Origin of the sequence: Gordonia sp. PvP123 (assembly GCF_040547295.1) — a bacterium.
In the GTDB taxonomy this organism is placed as follows: domain Bacteria; phylum Actinomycetota; class Actinomycetes; order Mycobacteriales; family Mycobacteriaceae; genus Gordonia; species Gordonia terrae.
Map to the genome: position 1 here is coordinate 92,215 of NZ_JBEPPN010000007.1, position 17,855 is coordinate 110,069.

The following is a 17,855-nucleotide window of genomic DNA, read 5'->3' on the forward strand; positions in this document are numbered from 1 at the left end:
CCGGTCAGGCCGCGAGCCCCCGGCGCCGCAGCAACGGGTCTATCCGCGGTCGGCGACCGATCAGGCCTTCGTGCGCGACAAGCGGATCGACGCTGTCGCCGCGGGACAGAGTGGCGTCGGCGAATCGCCGGCCGTTCTCGCGCTGCAGCCCGCCCTCGGCGAGGAACCACTGCTCGGTCTCGGCGTCGAGCACCTCCGACCAGATGTAGCTGTAGTACCCGGCGGAGTAGCCGCCGCCGAAGATGTGGTTGAAGTACGCACTCCGGTAGCGCGGCGGGATCAGCTCGGTGTGGAGTCCCGCGTCGGCGAGCGCCTGCGACTCGAAGGTCTCGACATCGGCGATCGCCTCGGCCTCCGACACGGACAGCCGATGCCAGGCGAGGTCCAGGGAGGACGCGGCGAGGTATTCGATGGTCCCGTGTGCAGATTCGGTTCCGGCCGATTCCCGTGCCGCCTCGGCCAGTTCGGCCGGGATGGGCTCGCCGGTCTCGTGGTGCCGGGCGTAGTTGGCCAGCACGTCGGGGTGCAGCGCCCACATCTCGTTCACCTGCGACGGAAACTCGACGAAGTCCCGCGGGACCGACGTACCGGACTGCGACGGGTACTCGACCGTCGACAACAGCCCGTGCAGCGCGTGTCCGAACTCGTGGAAGAGGGTGGTGAGCTGATCCATCGTGAGCAGACACGGCTGTCCGGCATCGGGCTTGGTCAGGTTCAGCACGTTCACGATGATCGGATGGGTCTGCAGCACCGACGACTGGTCGACGATGTTGTTCATCCATGCGCCACCGCGTTTCGACGGTCGGGCATAGAAGTCGCCGAGGAACAGGCCGATGCCGACGCCCGTGTCGTCGCGCACCTCCCACGCGCGTACGTCCGGGTGATACAGCGGCAGATCGGTCAGCTCGACGAAGCGCAGTCCGTACAACGTGTTCGCGGCGTGGAAGACGCCCCGGGTCAGCACCGTGTCGAGTTCGCAGTAGTCCGCGAACTCGTCGAGTGGCACCGACGCCTGCGACCGCTTCTCGCGGTCGAGCCAGTACGTGAGATCGGCGGGACCGATCGGCGCATCGCCCGCGAATTCGGTGAGACGGGTGAGTTCGCGGCCGCCGGCACGCATGGCCGACGCGTTGAGTTCCCGGAGCATGTCGTCGACCGCCGCCGGGTTCGGTGCGGTCTGCTCGGCGATGACGAACTCGGCATGGTCGCGGTAACCGAGCAATTCGGCGCGCCGCGCCCGCAAGCGGACGATCTCGAGGACCAGGTCGCGGGTGTCGTGCTCGTTGCCTCGAGCGCACCGGTTCACCGATGCTTCGAACACCCGTTGCCGCACATCGGCGTTCGCCAGTTCGGTCAGCACCGACTGGCTCGTCGGCAACTCGAGCGTGATGAGGTGCCCGTTCTCGTGTCCCGCCTCGATCGCGGCGCGTCGCGCGGCCGCGATCTGCCCGGCGGACAGGCCGTCGAGGTCGGTTGCGTCGCCGACGAGAACCGCCGATTCGTTGGTGTCGTCGAGGATCTTCTGGGAGAACGTCGTGGTGAGATAGGCCAGCCGAGAGGCGATCTCGCGCATCTCCTGCTGCGCGTCGGCCGGGAGTCCGGCGCCGGCGCGAACGGATTCCCGGTACCGCTTGTCGAGCAGCCGACGCTGCGGCTCGGTGAGGCCGAGATCGTCGGCGCGCGCGTGGAGGTCGGAGATGCGCTCGAACAGAACCGGATTCATCGCGATCGTGTTCGCGTGATCGGTGAGGAGCGTCGAGAGCTCCTGGGAGATCTCGTTCCGCTTCGGGTTCGTGTCCGGTCCGACGAGGTTGAAGAAGATCCCCGCCGCGCGCGCCAGGTCGCGGCCCGAGAGCTCGAGCGCCTCGATCGTGTTGACGAACGTGGGCGCTGCGACCTCGGCCGCGATCGCTTCCACCTCGGCGACATGTGACGCCATGGCCGAGGTGAACGCCGGCAGGAAGTCGTCGTCGGAGATCGACCTGAAGTCGGGGAGATCGTAGGGCAGACCGCTGTGAACCAGTACCGGATTCACGCTCGTGGAGCCCTGCCCTGCCGCCATCGTCTCCCCTTCGGTCATCACTTCCCCTTCGGCTTGTCACCCACCGCGTCGGTGGAGAGCGCGGCCACGAACGCCTCCTGCGGGACGTCGACCCGGCCGATGGTCTTCATCCGCTTCTTGCCCTCTTTCTGCTTCTCGAGCAGCTTGCGCTTACGGCTGATGTCGCCGCCGTAACACTTCGCGAGCACGTCTTTGCGGATGGCGCGGATGTTCTCGCGCGCGATGATCTTGGAGCCGACCGCAGCCTGCACGGGAACTTCGAACTGCTGACGCGGGATGAGCTCCTTGAGCTTGATCGCCATCCGGTTGCCGTACGCGTAGGCGGCGTCCTTGTGCACGATCGCACTGAACGCGTCCACGGCCTCGCCCTGCAGGAGGATGTCGACCTTCACCAGGTCGGCCTCCTGTTCGCCCGCCTCCTCGTAGTCGAGGCTGGCGTAGCCACGCGTGCGGGACTTCAGCGCGTCGAAGAAGTCGAAGATGATCTCCGCCATCGGCAGCGTGTACCGCAGTTCCACGCGCGTCTCCGACAAATAGTCCATGCCGCCGAGCTCGCCGCGGCGGGACTGACACAGCTCCATGATCGCGCCGATGAACTCGCTCGGCGCGATGACCGTCGTCTTGACGATCGGCTCGTAGATGTGCCGGGTCTTGCCCTCCGGCCAGTCCGACGGGTTGGTGACCACGTGCTCGGAACCGTCTTCCATCTCCACGCGGTAGACGACGTTGGGGGCGGTCGAGATCAGGTCGAGGTTGAACTCGCGCTCGAGTCGTTCGCGGGTGATCTCCATGTGCAGCAGGCCGAGGAAGCCGCAGCGGAACCCGAAGCCGAGCGCGACCGAGGTCTCCGGCTCGAAGGTCAGTGCGGCGTCGTTGAGTTGCAGCTTCTCGAGTGCCTCACGCAACACCGGGTAGTCGGAGCCGTCGAGCGGATACAGACCCGAGTAGACCATCGGCTGCGGCTCCCGGTACCCGGTGAGCGCCTGCTCGGCGCCGTGCCGGGCGGTGGTGACGGTGTCACCGACCTTCGACTGCCGCACGTCCTTCACACCGGTGATCAGGTAACCGACCTCGCCGACACCCAGACCCTTGGTCGGCTTCGGCTCCGGGGACACGATGCCCACCTCGAGCAACTCGTGCGTGGTCCCGGTCGACATCATCAGGATCTTCTCCCGCGGCACGACCTTGCCGTCGACGACACGGACGTAGGTGACCACGCCGCGGTAGGTGTCGTAGACCGAGTCGAAGATCATCGCCCGCGCCGGGGCATCGGGGTCGCCCACCGGGGCGGGCACCGAGCGGATGACCTCGTCGAGCAGTTCGGTCACGCCGACACCGGTCTTGCCCGACACCCGCAGCACGTCCTCGGGTTCGCATCCCACGATGTGCGCGAGCTCGGCGGCGTAGCGCTCGGGGTCGGCCGCGGGCAGATCGATCTTGTTCAGCACCGGGATGATGGTGAGGTCGTTCTCCATCGCCAGATACAGGTTGGCGAGCGTCTGCGCCTCGATGCCCTGCGCGGCGTCGACGAGGAGCACCGCGCCCTCACACGCCTCGAGCGCGCGCGAGACCTCATAGGTGAAGTCGACGTGCCCGGGGGTGTCGATGAGATGCAGGACGTAGTCCTCGTCGCCCGCCGCGGACTTCACCGTCCAGGGCAGACGCACGTTCTGCGCCTTGATGGTGATGCCGCGCTCGCGCTCGATGTCCATCCGGTCGAGATATTGCGCCCGCATCTGCCGCTCTTCGACGACGCCGGTGAGCTGCAGCATCCGGTCCGCCAGCGTCGACTTGCCGTGGTCGATGTGGGCGATGATGCAGAAGTTCCGGATACGTGCCGGATCGGTGAAGGTGGTGTCGGCGAAGTTGGGAATGGGAACTACTCCTCGAACGAGAACTGCGGTAGAGAACGGATGCGGATACAGGTTGTGGTCCAGTTTCTCATGACCGGCCGACGCACCGCGCCCGGCCACGTCTCCCTTCGAGACGGCCCTCCGCAAGCTCCGGGCCTCCTCAGGGATCGGAGGGGCCGGCCCTCCGCAAGCTCCGGGCCTCCTCAGGGATCGGGGAAGTCCGTGAACCGCGACGAGGCGCTACCGTGGCAGCCGTGTCCGCGTCCACCGTCACCACCATCGAGTCCGACGACGTCGCCGCCGAGGTCCACCGTCCGGGCACCCCGGGTCGGGCCACGTTCGTCCTCGCGCACGGCGCGGGCGGTAATCGCGACGCCGTGATCCTCCGCGCCCTGGCCGACGAGCTGTGCGACCGCGGGTTCGTCGTCGCCCGCATCGACCTGCCGTACCGGCGACGTCGCCCCAAGGGACCGCCCAGCCCGTCGACCTCACCCGCCGACCGGGACGGGATCCGTGCGGCGTGTGCCATGTTCCGCGGCGAGTCCGACGGGCCGCTGTTCGTCGGCGGACACTCCTATGGTGGCCGGCAGGCCTCGATGGCCGTCGCCGACGACGGGCGGGCGCTGGCCGACGGTCTGCTGCTGACGTCCTATCCGCTGCATCCCCCCGGCAAACCCGACCGGCTGCGCACCGAGCACCTGCCGTCGATCACCGTGCCCACGCTCGTGGTCCACGGCAGCACCGACCCGTTCGGCACCACCGACGAGATGAGCCGCGCCATCGCTCTCATCGATGCGCCGACGCACATCGTCGAACTGGAGAAGGTCGGACACGACCTCAATCCGAAGCGGAAGCCGACCGCGTCGCTCACCGCCGACGCGGTACGCGACTTCCTGTTGCCCCTGTTCCCGGATACCGAGGAGACACACCAGTGACCAGCCGCGACGTCCGGCCCGATCTGAGGCCGACCGGCGACCTCGCCCGCACCATCAGCTACTCCCCCGACCTCGACGGCGACGCCGATCCGGGCGAGATCGTGTGGACCTGGGTCGCCTACGAGGACGATCCGAGCCAGGGGAAGGACCGGCCGGTACTGGTCGTCGGCCGCGACGCCCGTGCCGAACAGGCCGACACCGTGCTCGGCCTCATGCTGTCGAGCAAGGACCACCGGTCCGACGGCAATTGGCTTCCTGTGGGATCGGGCCCATGGGACTCCCAGGGCCGGCCCAGCTTCGTCCGCCTCGACCGCGTGCTCGTCGTCGACGATGACGGAATCCGCCGGGAGGGAGCAATTCTCGGTCGTCCGACATTCGACACGGTCGCGCACGAACTCCGCGAGCACTACGGCTGGCGCTGACCGGCCACCGAGACCTCAGGCAAGCCTGGTGATCTCGACGATGACGTCGAGATCGGTGGCGCCTCCGCCGGTGTAGATGCCCTTCAGCGGCGACACATCGGCGTAGTCGCGGCCCACACCCACCGACACATGCTGTTCGGTGATCGGGGTGTCGTTGGTCGGGTCGTATCCCCACCATCCGCCCGTCCACGCCTCGATCCAGGCATGGCTCTGACCCTGCACCGTCTTGTCGATCTCGGCGTCGGGCTCGGGATGGAGGTAGCCGGACACGTAGCGCGCCGGGATACCGAGGCCGCGGAGCATCAGCAGGGTCAGATGCGCGTAGTCCTGACACACGCCCTTGCGGTCGGTCCACGCGTCGACAGCCGTGGTGTGCACACCCGTCGTACCGGGGACGTACTCCATCTCGGTGTGGATGAAGCGGCACACGGCCTCGACGGCCTCCTGGGGAGTCAGCCCCTTGGTGACCTTCTTCGCGGTCGAGAGCAGCGGCCGGTTGCGGGCCACATACGGTGTGTACGAGAGCATCTCGTCATACCGATCGATGACGTGATCGCTGTTGACGTCCTCCCACGACACCTGGTCCTCCTCGACGGGCCGGTGCCCGGCCTCGGTCTCGACGACCGACAGTCCCGAGACCTCGAGTTCGTGGTGCGGGGCATGCAGATCGAATGCGGTGACCGCCGTGCCCCAGTAATCCGTGTAGCGGTAGGACCTCGTCGCGGGGATGGTCTCGACGCGGTTCACGATGACGTTCTGCCTGGTGTCACTGCGGGGAGTGAGCCGGGCTTCGTTGTACGACGAGGTGACCGGGCTGTGGTAGGCGAAACCGGTGGAATGGACGACACGCAGGCGCCAGCTCACAGTTCACTCTCCTCGATGACGTGCGAGTCGCTGACCCGGGCGTCGGCCCACGAGACATAGGGCGACACATGGAAATACTGTTTCGTGACGGCTTCGTTCACGGCCTGGCAGGTGTCCTGCAGGTCGACGAGGCGGTCCTGCAGATCGTCGAGCAACTTCCCCGGCTCGAGGAACTCCAGCGAACTGCGCGCACGACCGAGGAGCAGTTGCGCCTCCGCCTGGGCGCCGACCCTGCTGGGCCCCTTCTCGAGCTGGCCCAGATTGTGCTCGGCGACGCTGAGCGCGTGGAAGATCGACCGCGGGAACAGTCGGTCGAGGAGCATGAACTCGACGATGTTCTCCGCGTCCAGGACACCGCGGTAGGTGCGCAGGTAGGTGTCGTGCCCGCCGGCGGACACGAGCACGTTGACCCATGCCGGCGACGACGTCCGATCACCGGCGCGGGACAACAACATCCGGATCGTCATGTCGACCCGCTCCACCGACCGGCCCAGCAGCAGGTACCGGTAACCGTCGTCGTGGCTGAGGGTCGCATCGGCGAGGCCGGCGAACATCGCCGCCCGGTTCTTCACATACGACAGGAACTCGTGCGGACCGAGACGACGTGACCGACGCTCGGCGGCGTCGAGCCCGTTGTAGGTGGTGTTCAAGCACTCCCACAACTCGCTCGAGGTGACCTCGCGCGCGCCGCGGGCATTCTCCCGCGCCGCGCGGATGAGGTCGACGATCGATCCCACCGCATCGGCGTCGTAGGCGACGCGCTCGGTCAGCGACCAGACATCGAGTTCGTCGTCGTCCTCCGGCGCCGTGAGACCGAGCACCTGGATGATCAGTCGCGCCTGCCGGTCGACGTCGACCGTGGTGTCCTCGAGGATCTGGTGGATCGCGACGTCGAGGATTCGCGCCATGTCATCGGCGCGCTCGACGTACCTGCCGATCCAGTACAGCGACTCCGCGTTCCGCGCCAGCATCATCGGACGTCACCGCCCTGCCGCTGCGACATCGTGCCGGACCGGGTTGCCCTGCCGGGAAGAGACATCGAATCCAGTTGCTGCGTCATGTCACCCAGCTGCTGGGTCATCGAACCCTGCTGTTGCTGCTGGGTCTGCGTGTGTACCGGATCGGGGGCACTCTCGGCGGGGCGGGCGGCGGCGACGCCGCTCGTCGTGACGACTTTCGCACCCGACAGCTCGCGATCCCCCTCCGAGGTGCGCGAGGCGAGCACCCAGGTGTCCTTGGAACCGCCGCCCTGGCTCGAGTTCACGACCAGCGATCCCTCGGGGAGCGCGACCCGGGTGAGGCCGCCGGGCAGGACCCACACGGACTCACCGTCGTTGACCGCGAACGGACGCAGGTCGACGTGGCGCGGACGGATGTCGTCGCCGATCTTGGTCGGCACCGTCGACAGCTGCACCACCGGCTGCGCGATCCACCCGCGCGGGTCGTTGCGGACCTTGCGTGCCAGGGCGTCCAGTTCGGCCCCGGTCGCGTCGGGTCCGAAGACGATGCCGTATCCACCCGACCCCTCAACGGGTTTGACGACGAGTTCGTCGATGCGGTCGAGCACCTCTTCGCACTCGTCGGGCAGCCAGCAGCGCAACGTGTCCACGTTCTGCAGGCTCGGCTTCTCGCCGAGGTAGTACTGGATGATCTCCGGGACGTAGGTGTAGATCAGCTTGTCGTCGCCGACGCCGTTGCCGACGGCGCTGGAGATCACGACGTTGCCCGCGCGGGCCGCGTTGAGCAGGCCGGCCACACCGAGCATCGAATCCGGGCGGAACTGCATGGGGTCGAGGTAGTCGTCGTCGATGCGTCGGTAGATGACGTCGACCCGCTGCTCGCCCTCGGTGGTGCGCATGTACACGACGTTGTCGCGGCAGAAGAGGTCTCGACCCTCCACCAGCTCGACGCCCATCAGCCGCGCCAGCAGCGAGTGCTCGAAGTAGGCGGAGTTGGCCACGCCGGGGGTGAGCACGACGATGTTCGGGTCGGCCTCGTTGAACGCTGCCGATGCACGCAGGGCACGGAGCAGGTGACTCGGATAGTCGGCGACCGCGCGGACCTTGTGCTTGGAGAACAGGTCCGGGAACACGCGCGCCATGGCCCGCCGGTTCTCGAGCACATAGGACACGCCCGACGGCGACCGCAGGTTGTCCTCGAGGACGCGGAAGTCACCGTTCTCGTCGCGGATGAGGTCGATACCCGCGACGTGGATGCGAACACCGTTGGGCGGGCGGATGTTTGCGGCCTGCCGGTGAAAGTGCTCGCAGGAGTGGACGAGCCGCTTGGGCAACACCCCGTCGCGCAGGATCTCCTGCTCGCCGTAGATGTCGTCGAGGAAGAGTTCGAGGGCCTGCACGCGCTGGGTGATGCCGGCCTCGAGCTTGTTCCATTCCGCCGCCGAGATCACCCGCGGCACAACATCCAACGGGAACGGACGCTCCTTGCCCGAGAGCGAGAACGTCACCCCCTGGTCGAGGTAGGCGCGCCCGAGTGCTTCCACCCGGGCCTCGACGAGGTCGGACTGATCCTCGTCGGCCATCGCCTTGTAGATGCCGCGGTAGGGCGTGCGCACCTCGCCGGCGGCGTCGAACATCTCGTCATAAGCCTTGCCGTACGGGCCTTTTGCGTACCCGCCGAAGTTGCCGGTGAAGTTGTCCCCGGACGCGTTGTCGCCCGCACCCTTCGACGATCGGCCGCCGGAACCAGAACCCTTGGTCGAGCCGGATCGTCCGGCGGCCGGCCGCCCGGACGAGGTGGACGACGCCGCTTTCGCGGCTGCGGACTTACGCGCCGCCTTCTTGGCTGGCGCACTTGTCGATGCGGGGGTCATAAACTGCCATGGTGCTACAGAATGTCGAAATCGGCAGGACGTCGACCGGCCGTGTCACCGTCGAAGCCGGACGGCCGTCCGGCGCGCGTCGATCACGATGATCGACGCGCGGCGATCACCCGCCGCTTGACCCTCCGCAACACATTCGCCGCTCGCGTCCGCGCACGCGGACCCACCTTGGGCAGCGGCGCCGCGAGCACCATCGCCGCGATGGTGTCGAGCGCGACGTCGAGCACCTCGCCGTCCGAGGGCGACGGTACGTCGCCGGCGTCGTGCTTTGGCGACACCACCAGATCGTCGAGATCGCCGGCGACGTCGTAACCGGCCGCACGGACCGCCGCGACCATCCGCCGCGACTCCCCCGCCGCCCATTCCCGACTCTTGTCCGAGAGCCCCTGCGGCGGACCGGAGGGCGCCTCGAACAGGATCTCCCCGATCAGCTGTCCCTTGATGATCCGCTCGTACCGGCGCCATTCGATGGTCTCGGGCTGCAGGCGGCGGTTGAGGCCGCGCAGGAACTCGGCCTGCGGTGCGGACAGCGAACTGTTCAGGCTGGGGACGGGAATGCGTAGCGGGGTGGGGTCGATGTCCATCACCCGCAGGAACCGATCCCACAACGTGTCACCCCGCGCGGCCCCACGCCCTGGCACGGTGACGACGTGTACGCGCTCGGGTCCGACGAATCGCGACCAGCGTTCCAGGATGCCGATGTAGTCCTGGAACTCCCAGAACGGTTCCTCGTCCAAGTCGGCGGCCGGGGATTCGAGCGCGACGGGCCCATCGTTGCGGCGCCCCTCGGATGCGAACGCCACCGAGTCGACGAACTCGTCGAACGACGCCCGGCGCTGGTTCTTGACGTTTTCCTGCCAGACCGACGGGAGCTGACGGCCCAGGTCCCGCACGGTCGCGATCACATGCACCTCGTCGGCGAAGGACAGATCGGCCATCAGCCGCTCGATCTGCTCGACGGTCGCGGTGCTGTAGAGCTCGTGCGAGAGCAGCGACGTCTGCGGCCAGGCCCGGATCTGACCGAGCAGCTTCGGCCAGGTGCCCGCGAACGCGGGATCGACCCAGTCGAGGTAGCGGTCCGGCTGCAGGTGCACCGCGGCATGGAAGTGATCGGAGATCACGTTGCCCGGATACAACAGCCCGGACGACTGCAATGCCAGGTCTCGGTTTCGCCAGAGGCGATCCTGGAGGTGGGTGGTCCCGGTCTTGGGAAGGCCGATGTGCACATAAACGACGGACATGATGAGTCCACCGTAGACTTGAACTCACGATGATTCTTATTGCCCGGCGTGGCGGCCGGGTGTGTCTGCGGCGCGGATTTTGGCGGGCCGAACCCGACTGGTAATGTTGTGCGCTGTTGCGGTGACGCCGCGGAGATCCTCCGCGCGCCGACGCCGCCAGGTGCGAGTTCGGCCCCCGCGGCCGACCGCCCGACCCGAACAGACAGACGTATCCACCAGCAACGACAGAGGTAACACGCGTGGCAAACATCAAGTCTCAGATCAAGCGCAATCGCACCAACGAAGCGAACCGCCAGCGCAACCAGTCGGTGAAGTCGGCCCTTCGTACCGCGATCCGCAGCTTCCGTGAGGCTGTCGAGTCCGGCGACAAGGCGAAGGCTGCCGAGCTCGGCCAGACCGCCAGCCGCAAGCTCGACAAGGCTGCCAGCAAGGGTGTCATCCACGCCAACCAGGCCGCCAACAAGAAGTCGGCCATCGCCCTCGCGGTCAACAAGCTCTGATCTGACACCGACCCCGGTCGGTCCGACGGTTCGTCCGTCGCCACATCTTCATACCCTCGCTCACCCCGGCAGCATCCACGCGGTTGCCGGGGTGAGCGGCGTTTCTCAGCCCTCCACCGGGTGAGCCAGCCCTTGCTGGTCGAGGCGCCCACGTCGCCCCACTGCTGGTTGAGCCGGCCCCGAGCGGAGCCGCCGGGCCGAGCAAGCGACGAAGGAGCGCGTCGAGGTCGAGGCGCCCACACTCCGCTGGTTGAGCCGGCCCCGAGCGGAGCCGCCGGGCCGAGCAAGCGACGAAGGAGCGCGTCGAGGTCGAGGCGCCGAGTCGAAGCCACTCCCCGCGCCCACCTCTCGGAGTCGACCGAACGACGGTCAGCTCCGTCGGCGCCCGTCGGGCCGGAGTTCCGCGACGGTCGCGACCGCGTGGGTGAGGCTGTAATCGGGGTCGGCCGCCTGCCCCTTCACGTCGGCGTTGAGCGCGGCGACCACGCCGACCGCCCGGGCGATCGACTCCGCATCCCACGCCTTGGCCTTCGCCTGGACGTTCTTGACCCGGTTGGGCGGCATGCCGAGCTCTCGGGCCGCATCGAAGTGGTTGATCGATCCCATCGGCCGGATGCGGGCGATCGCGTGCACGGCCTCGGCGAGTGCGTCGGCGAGCAGCACCCTCGGCACCCCGTGGTGCAGAGCCCAGGCCAGCGACTCCAGCGCACCCGCCCGATCGCCCGTCACCGCGCGGTCGGCCACCTCGAAACCGGTCACCTCGGGACGGCCCTGGTAGTACAGCCGCACGGTCTCGCGGTCCACCTTTCCGCCGGTGTCGGCGACGAGTTGCGCACACGCGGCCGCCAGTTCACGCAGTTCCGAGCCGACGCCTTCGACGACCTGCTCGACGACGTCCGCGCCGACCTTGACACCCAGCGAACGGAATTCGTTGCGCACGAACGTCATCCGCTCCGACGGCCACTTTGGGGCCGTGGTCTCGTGCTCGACGGCGCCGGCCTTCTTGAGCGCCGGGACCATCGACTTTGCCCGCCCGCCGCCGTGGTGCACGACCATCAGCGTGATGCCCTCGGGCAGTGACGACGCCGTGGCGGCGATCAGTGCGGCCGGCTCCTTGCCCGCCTCGGCGGCCGCCTCGACGACGACGATCCGCTCCTCGGCGAACAGCGACGGGCTGAGCAGTTCGGCGAGTTCGTGTTCGCTGACATCGCCGGCACGCACCCGCGTCACCGGGACAGGCGTTCCCGCCGCCTTCGACGCCGCGTCGGCCACCGCCGAGATCACCCGGCCGGTGAGGAAGTCGTCGTCTCCGAGCAACAGGTGCAGGCGTTCGGTCACGGCGACAATGGTGCCAGACGAACACGACACGGTCGCCGGACCGCCGCCCGGTCAATCGAATACGACAAAGTGGACAGGGCCTGTGGGCGAGTGAATCGGGTTGATCGCGGGTCGTTACGGTGAGCTTCTGCCAGAGGTCCACCGACAATCCAGGAGTCGCACGCGTGACTGTCGAGCACCCCGGCACCCACACGGGTGCCGACACCGACGAGGGATACCAACGCGGACTCACCGCCCGCACCGTGCAGATGATCGCCATCGGCGGAGCGATCGGCACCGGACTGTTCTACGGAGCGGGTGGTGCCATCGAGAAGGCGGGACCGGCACTCATCCTGGCGTACGCGCTCGCGGGACTCGCGATCTTCATCGTGATGCGCGCTCTCGGCGAACTCCTCATCTACCGGCCGATCTCCGGGGGCATCAGTGAGTACGCCGACGAGTTCCTCGGCCGCTTCGCCGGGTTCAGCCAGGGCTGGACCTACTGGGCCGTGTGGACGACGACGTGCATGGCCGAGATCACCGTGGCGGGCAAGTACATCAACTACTGGTGGCCCTCGGTTCCGGTGTGGGTCACCGCGCTCATCGCGCTCATCGTGCTGTTCGGCGCGAACCTGATCTCCGTCGGGGTGTTCGGTCGCGCGGAATTCTGGTTCTCCGCCATCAAGGTCACCGCCATCCTCGGCATGATCATCGTCGGCATCGGTGTGCTGCTCCCGATCGCGGGGCTCGGACCCGAGACCGGGCCGTCGGTGACGAATCTCTGGAACGACGGCGGGTTCTTCGCGACCGGCTTCAGCAACGCGCTGCTGAGCCTGCAGATCGTCATGTTCGCCTATGTCGGCGTCGAGCTCGTCGGCGTGACCGCGGGCGAGGCGCAGAACCCGCGCGTCACCCTGCGCAAGGCCATCAACACCGTGCCGTTCCGGATCGGCATCTTCTACGTCGGCTCGCTGCTGGTGATCCTCTCGGTCCGCAGCTGGAAGGACTTCCAGGCCGGCGAGAGCCCATTCGTCTCGGTGTTCTCCTACATCGGCATCCCGGGCGCGGCAGGCATCGTCAACTTCATCCTGCTCACCGCCGCCCTCTCGTCGTGCAACTCCGGCATCTACTCCACCGGACGCATGCTGCGCTCCCTCGCCCACACCGGCGACGCCCCGCGTCAGCTGACCCGGCTGTCCAACCGCAAGGTCCCCGCCGCGGGCATCACATTGAGCGCCGCGGTCATGGCGATCGGCGTCGTGGTGAACGTCATCGATCCCGTGCACGCCTTCGCCTACATCACCGCGGTGTCGACGGTCGGCATCATCGTGATCTGGTCGACGATCCTGATCTGCCAGATGGTCTACCGCCGCAAGGTCGCACGCGGCGAACTGCCTCGCTCGGACTACCGGGTCCCCGGCGCGCCGGTGACCACCTGGCTCGCACTCGCCTTCCTCGTGCTCGTGTTCGTCCTGCTGTTCTTCGACCGCGACGGTCGGATCGCGCTCATCGTCGGGGCGGTCTGGTTCAGCGCCGTCGGCATCGGCTACCTGTTGTGGAACCGCACCGCGGGCGAGCTCGCCGACCGCGAGGTCTGACGGCGACCCGGCTCACGCGAACGGGGACCACACGTCCACACTCGCCCAGCTCACCCCGCCGAGGGTGCGGGCACAGGAGACCATCCACCACAGCTCGGGCGCGAGGGCACGCACCAGCAGTTCACCCGTGAACGCGCCGGGTCCGTCGGGCGGTCCGATCGCCCCGATGAGTGCGGCGAGGGTTCCGACCACGCTGATCACCGCGACGACCGGCGCGACGAGAAGGTTCGCCACGATCCCCACCACCGAGAACGTGCCGGTCACCGCGACCACGATCGGAGCCGTGACCACCTGCGCGGTCACCGCCATCGCGACGACCTCGGCGACGCCGGTCGGGCACCGCCACTCGCGTAGCCGGTCACGGAGCCGCGGGGCCCACAGCACGATGGCGCCGGTGGCGGCCACCGACAGCGCGAACCCCGGCTGCAACGCCAGTTCGGGCCACCACAACAGGCCGCCGATGACCGCCGCACCCAACGCCGGGACGGCTTGTGCCCGACGAGAGGCGGCGAGCGCCAGTATCCCGACGGCACCCATCAGGGCGGCCCGCAGCACACTCGGCGACGGACGCACGAGCACCACGAACCCGAGAATCACCAACAGCCCGATGATCGCGGCCGCCCGTGGCGGCACGCCCACACTGCGAACCACGAGAAGCGCTGCGCCGCAGACGATCGCGAAATTGCTGCCACTCACCGCGGTGAGGTGACTGAGTCCCGCGGCGCGGAAGTCGTCACGCAGGCCGTCGTCGAGGGAACTCTCGTCGCCGAGCACGAGCCCGGGCAGGAGTCCGGCCGCATCCTCGTCGAGTCCCCGCGCAGCCAGCGTCTGCAGCCGCTCGCGGATCGCGCCGGCCACCTGCTGATACCCGGGCGGCAAGCCCACTGGACGCGGCCCCTGCGCCGTCAGCGTCGCGACGAGGAGGGAGTGTGCGGGCGGGGGACGTACCCGGACGATCGCGACGACCCGTTGGCCGGGCAGCAGTCCCGACCATTCGTCGACATCACCCATCAGGTCGGCGGCGGCCGCCCGAACGCGGGTGGATGCGATCTGCTCCACCTCCACCCGGACCCGGACCCGTCCGGCGGACGGTTGTCCGATGACCGTGGGGTCGCCGCGCACGGCGAGCACGACCGTCGCCTTGCCGGTCGTCGTCGCCAGCGGATGATCGGCGCGGGCCTCTTGACGGAGCGTCAGCGACGTCGCGCACACGGCCGCGAGTCCGGCGACCACGACGACGAGACCGATCACATTCCATCCGATCCGGCCGGTGAGACAGACCAGGGTGCCGACGAGAGCAACCGCGCCCGAACAGATCGCGAACCCGAGCGTGTACCCGGTCGGTACCACCAGTCCGAGCGCCGTCACCGTCCACACCGCCGCCGCCGGCACCAGCAGGCGGTAGTCCACCGGTCAGACCGTCACGAGGTCGCGCAGCCTGGCCAGCCGCGCCGGCCCGATCCCGTCGACCTCGGCGAGTTGGTCGACGGAGGTGAAGCGTCCGTTCCGTTCCCGCCACGCCAGGATGGCCTTCGCGGTCACCGGTCCGACCCCGGGCAGCTCGTCCAGATCGGCCTCGGTGGCGGTGTTGAGGTTCACCAGCCCACCCGAGGCCGGCGGATTTCCCGAACCACCGGCGGGCGGACCGGGCCCCGTCGGCGCTGCACCGGCGGGCGGCGACGGCGCACCGGCGGCTCCGACGACGGCACTGCGCAACGACATCTGCCCCTCCCCGCCCGCGTAGCCGACGAGGATCTGATCACCGTCCCGGAGCACCTGTGCGAGGTTCAGCGAGAGCAGATCGGCGTTCTTGCGCACCCCACCCGCACGGTCGATCGCCTCGGCGACCCGCGCCCCCGGGGCAAGACGGACCAGCCCCGGTTGGTGCACGAGCCCTACGACACTCACGACCATCTGCGTCGGCGTCGGCGCGGTCGGCGCGGCCGGCGGTGACGAATCCGGTGCCCGCGAGCTGCCCGCCACCGCACCGAAATCCACGACCGGTGCCGACTCGGCCCCGCGGAACAACCCGAAGGCCGCCACCGCGCAGGCGACGACACCGACCGCTATCAGCGCGAGAGCGGCCGGTGGTGCAACGGCGAAGCGGCGTCGAGGGAACGGATCGTCATCGTCCTCTTCGTCGTCGATGCCGACGACGTCATCGGGTTCCGTCCGCCGGCGCGGCGTCCGCACCGGCGGGGTGTCGAGCCAGGTCGGCATCCCGCCGATCCCCCACCCGGGATGATCGGGTTCCTCGGCCGGGCCGACCGGATCATCGGTCTCCGACGCGCGCGAGGGGGAATCCGGCACGATTCCTGCTGCGCCGCTTCGGCGGTCCGGCAGCTCGGCGACCGGCGCCAGCCGGTCCAGCGGGTTCGGCCGTCCTGATGCGCTCATGAGGCCACACGCTAGGTCCTGTCACCACCACTGCCACGCGTGTGGAGATTCCGGCACCGCGATCTGTGGACGGACACGCCGAGTTGTGGATGGCGCGACCACCACGGGCCGGCCGATCTCAGTGTTCCTCGAGGCCCTCGATCGGATCGAGATGCGCTGCGAGCACGACGCCCACCGCGCCGGGGCCGACGTGCGTGCCGAGGATGGGGCCGAGGTCGACGATCAGCTCGGAGGTGACCACCCTCAGCTTGGCGTGGACGGCGGCCCGGAGTTCCTCGGCGACATCGGGACTCTGACAGTGCTGGATGCCGACCGTGACGGCGCGGCCACCGGCGGAGTCGGCGGCGGCGTCGACCATCTTGTCGAGCGCCTTGGAGAACGTACGATGCCGCTCTTTGAGCGTCAGGGTGCCGTCCACCATGTGCAGGATCGGTTTGATCGACAGCGCCGACCCGAACAGCTTGCCCGCGGCGCTGATGCGGCCGCTGGCCCGCAGGTTGTCGAGTTGCTGCACACACAACAGCGAGTCGACCGTCGCGGCCTGCCGGATCGCGGACTCGTACACCCGGTCGCGGTCGGCGCCGTCCGCGGCCGCCTGGGCGGCCGCGATGGCAGTGAAACCGACTGCGAGACCGACAGATCGGGAGTCGACGACGCGCACCTGTCCGGAGAACTTCTCCGCGGCCAACCGAGCCGAACTCCAGGTCCCCGACAGTCGGCGGGACATGTGGACGGCGACGACCCCGGCGCCCTCACTCGCCTCGAGCGCGGCGTCGAAGTGCTCGGACAAGTCGTTGGGGTTCGCGCCGGAGGTGGTCACACCCGGCGTCGTCACGATGTCGGCGGGAATGTCGTCCACGCCCTCGCGGTAGTCCTTGTCGTCGACCGTGATGTGCAGCGGGACCTGCCGGATCCCGTAGTTCTCGGTCACCGACCGCGGCAGTCGGGACGAGGAGTCTGTGACGACGACGACAGGCACGCGTCTACGTTAACGGGTTCACGCACCGAGCTCACACGGGCGTCGGTGTCGACCCCCCGGCGTCACGGTCGGCGCGCTGCCGGACCGCCTCGACGACCGGGGCGACCAGGTCGGCGATCCCACGGTGGCACGCGAAACCCCAGTGGATTCCGTCCGGGTTCATCTCGACGGCCGGGTCGTCGAACGAATCCCGGGTGACCGGGTAGAAATCGACGCACGACAGACCGTGACTCGACGCCCACCGGGACATCGCCGCGGTCGTCGGGATCCGGCCGGCGTGGACGTTGCCGTAATACGGGCTCCGGTGGGTGGGTGGCAGGCACACCACGATCGGCAGATCCGGACGCAGCTGGGAGAGAGCCGCCCGGATCTTCTCGAGGTACTCGATCGTGACGCGCGGCGGCAACGCGAGCGGCCAGCCGAGGTGCGAGCCCCGCGGCTGGATCCAGCCGTAGGCCGCACGGATCCGCTGCCGCAGCCCATTCGGACGGATGTACCGGATCTGCTCCCGAAACGCCGTGGGCAGGGGCGACGGCAAGGTGTCCATCCCGCCGAATGCGAGGACCACGACCTCGGCGCGGGGCACGGTGGCCCAGATGTTCGGATCCTGGGTGAGCGCCCACCAGACGTCCCGACTCGTCCACCCGATCCGGCCGAACAGCCGGACCGGCGCACCGGTCGCCGCCCCCACGAGGGTCGGCCAGATACGGGGGTCGTCGGCCGGCAGGCCGCCCTGCGGACCGTAGTAGGCCAGCGAGTCGGACAGAACCAGCACGCACCGCTGACCCGTGTCGGCAGGGGCAGACGGAGCCGGACCACCGGCGGTCGTCCCGCCCATCGCAGGA

15 protein-coding genes are annotated in these 17,855 nt (G+C 68.6%); 4 read left to right on the plus strand and 11 right to left on the minus strand.

Annotated features, from left to right (window positions below; translation table 11 throughout):
• Nucleotides 1-4: 4 nt before the first annotated feature.
• Nucleotides 5-2,080: a M3 family metallopeptidase gene (locus ABIC25_RS15175; protein WP_354562115.1), complete on the minus strand. Its 2,076-nt coding sequence runs from the start codon at nucleotides 2,078-2,080 to the stop codon at nucleotides 5-7.
• Nucleotides 2,080-3,987, minus strand: a complete 1,908-nt coding sequence (gene lepA, locus ABIC25_RS15180; protein WP_275425840.1) for a translation elongation factor 4 — start codon at nucleotides 3,985-3,987, stop codon at nucleotides 2,080-2,082. Before lepA ends, ABIC25_RS15175 begins: the two co-directional genes overlap by 1 nt.
• Before the next feature lie 173 nt (nucleotides 3,988-4,160).
• Between lepA and ABIC25_RS15185 the strand changes: the two genes are divergently transcribed.
• Nucleotides 4,161-4,850, plus strand: coding sequence for an alpha/beta hydrolase family protein (locus tag ABIC25_RS15185; RefSeq protein WP_239402500.1), 690 nt, complete (start codon nucleotides 4,161-4,163; stop codon nucleotides 4,848-4,850).
• The gene (locus tag ABIC25_RS15190; RefSeq protein ID WP_101819367.1) at nucleotides 4,847-5,272 is read left to right on the plus strand and encodes a type II toxin-antitoxin system PemK/MazF family toxin; all 426 of its coding nucleotides are present in this window, start codon (nucleotides 4,847-4,849) and stop codon (nucleotides 5,270-5,272) included. The genes ABIC25_RS15185 and ABIC25_RS15190 overlap by 4 nt, the downstream gene beginning before the upstream one ends.
• Nucleotides 5,273-5,287: 15 nt before the next feature.
• Here ABIC25_RS15190 and ABIC25_RS15195 read toward each other — a convergent pair whose 3' ends face one another.
• From ABIC25_RS15195 to ABIC25_RS15210, 4 genes are all read right to left on the minus strand, one after another.
• Nucleotides 5,288-6,136, minus strand: coding sequence for a transglutaminase family protein (locus ABIC25_RS15195; RefSeq protein ID WP_101819366.1), 849 nt, complete (start codon nucleotides 6,134-6,136; stop codon nucleotides 5,288-5,290).
• Nucleotides 6,133-7,110, minus strand: coding sequence for an alpha-E domain-containing protein (locus ABIC25_RS15200; RefSeq protein WP_004023068.1), 978 nt, complete (start codon nucleotides 7,108-7,110; stop codon nucleotides 6,133-6,135). Before ABIC25_RS15200 ends, ABIC25_RS15195 begins: the two co-directional genes overlap by 4 nt.
• Nucleotides 7,107-8,969 (minus strand): circularly permuted type 2 ATP-grasp protein, encoded by a 1,863-nt coding sequence (locus tag ABIC25_RS15205; RefSeq protein ID WP_004023070.1) that lies wholly within the window; start codon nucleotides 8,967-8,969, stop codon nucleotides 7,107-7,109. Before ABIC25_RS15205 ends, ABIC25_RS15200 begins: the two co-directional genes overlap by 4 nt.
• Before the next feature lie 92 nt (nucleotides 8,970-9,061).
• Nucleotides 9,062-10,219, minus strand: coding sequence for a sulfotransferase family protein (locus ABIC25_RS15210; protein ID WP_354562117.1), 1,158 nt, complete (start codon nucleotides 10,217-10,219; stop codon nucleotides 9,062-9,064).
• 239 nt (nucleotides 10,220-10,458) lie between these two features.
• Here ABIC25_RS15210 and rpsT point away from each other — a divergent pair, with 239 nt between their 5' ends.
• Nucleotides 10,459-10,719: a 30S ribosomal protein S20 gene (rpsT, locus tag ABIC25_RS15215; RefSeq protein ID WP_004023072.1), complete on the plus strand. Its 261-nt coding sequence runs from the start codon at nucleotides 10,459-10,461 to the stop codon at nucleotides 10,717-10,719.
• A gap of 369 nt (nucleotides 10,720-11,088) precedes the next feature.
• On the opposite strand, the gene holA is transcribed toward rpsT, so the two are convergent.
• Nucleotides 11,089-12,057, minus strand: coding sequence for a DNA polymerase III subunit delta (holA, locus tag ABIC25_RS15220; RefSeq protein ID WP_354562119.1), 969 nt, complete (start codon nucleotides 12,055-12,057; stop codon nucleotides 11,089-11,091).
• Between the two features lie 164 nt (nucleotides 12,058-12,221).
• Between holA and ABIC25_RS15225 the strand changes: the two genes are divergently transcribed.
• Nucleotides 12,222-13,634, plus strand: coding sequence for an amino acid permease (locus ABIC25_RS15225; protein ID WP_354562120.1), 1,413 nt, complete (start codon nucleotides 12,222-12,224; stop codon nucleotides 13,632-13,634).
• A 12-nt stretch (nucleotides 13,635-13,646) separates the two neighbouring features.
• On the opposite strand, the gene ABIC25_RS15230 is transcribed toward ABIC25_RS15225, so the two are convergent.
• From ABIC25_RS15230 to octT, 4 genes are all read right to left on the minus strand, one after another.
• Nucleotides 13,647-15,044 carry a ComEC/Rec2 family competence protein gene (locus ABIC25_RS15230; RefSeq protein ID WP_354562121.1) on the minus strand — a complete coding sequence of 466 codons (1,398 nt, stop codon included), beginning with the start codon at nucleotides 15,042-15,044 and terminating at the stop codon, nucleotides 13,647-13,649.
• Nucleotides 15,045-15,047: 3 nt separating this feature from the next.
• Nucleotides 15,048-16,031 (minus strand): ComEA family DNA-binding protein, encoded by a 984-nt coding sequence (locus tag ABIC25_RS15235; RefSeq protein WP_354562123.1) that lies wholly within the window; start codon nucleotides 16,029-16,031, stop codon nucleotides 15,048-15,050.
• 118 nt (nucleotides 16,032-16,149) lie between these two features.
• A complete protein-coding gene (locus tag ABIC25_RS15240; RefSeq protein ID WP_004023077.1) occupies nucleotides 16,150-17,010 on the minus strand; it encodes a DegV family protein in 861 nt (286 codons plus the stop codon).
• Nucleotides 17,011-17,041: 31 nt separating this feature from the next.
• Complete coding sequence (octT, locus tag ABIC25_RS15245; RefSeq protein ID WP_354562124.1) at nucleotides 17,042-17,848, minus strand: diglucosylglycerate octanoyltransferase; 807 nt, start codon at nucleotides 17,846-17,848, stop codon at nucleotides 17,042-17,044.
• Between the last annotated feature and the right edge of the window lie 7 nt (nucleotides 17,849-17,855).

Excerpts from the sequence above, each read along its gene's own strand:
- ABIC25_RS15175 (WP_354562115.1), bottom strand. The coding sequence starts at position 2,080 with ATGACCGAAGGGGAGACGATGGCGGCAGGGCAGGGCTCCACGAGCGTG.
- ABIC25_RS15200 (WP_004023068.1), bottom strand. The coding sequence starts at position 7,110 with ATGATGCTGGCGCGGAACGCGGAGTCGCTGTACTGGATCGGCAGGTAC.
- ABIC25_RS15205 (WP_004023070.1), bottom strand. The coding sequence starts at position 8,969 with ATGACCCCCGCATCGACAAGTGCGCCAGCCAAGAAGGCGGCGCGTAAG.
- ABIC25_RS15210 (WP_354562117.1), bottom strand. The coding sequence starts at position 10,219 with ATGTCCGTCGTTTATGTGCACATCGGCCTTCCCAAGACCGGGACCACC.
- ABIC25_RS15235 (WP_354562123.1), bottom strand. The coding sequence starts at position 16,031 with ATGAGCGCATCAGGACGGCCGAACCCGCTGGACCGGCTGGCGCCGGTC.
- octT (WP_354562124.1), bottom strand. The coding sequence starts at position 17,848 with ATGGGCGGGACGACCGCCGGTGGTCCGGCTCCGTCTGCCCCTGCCGAC.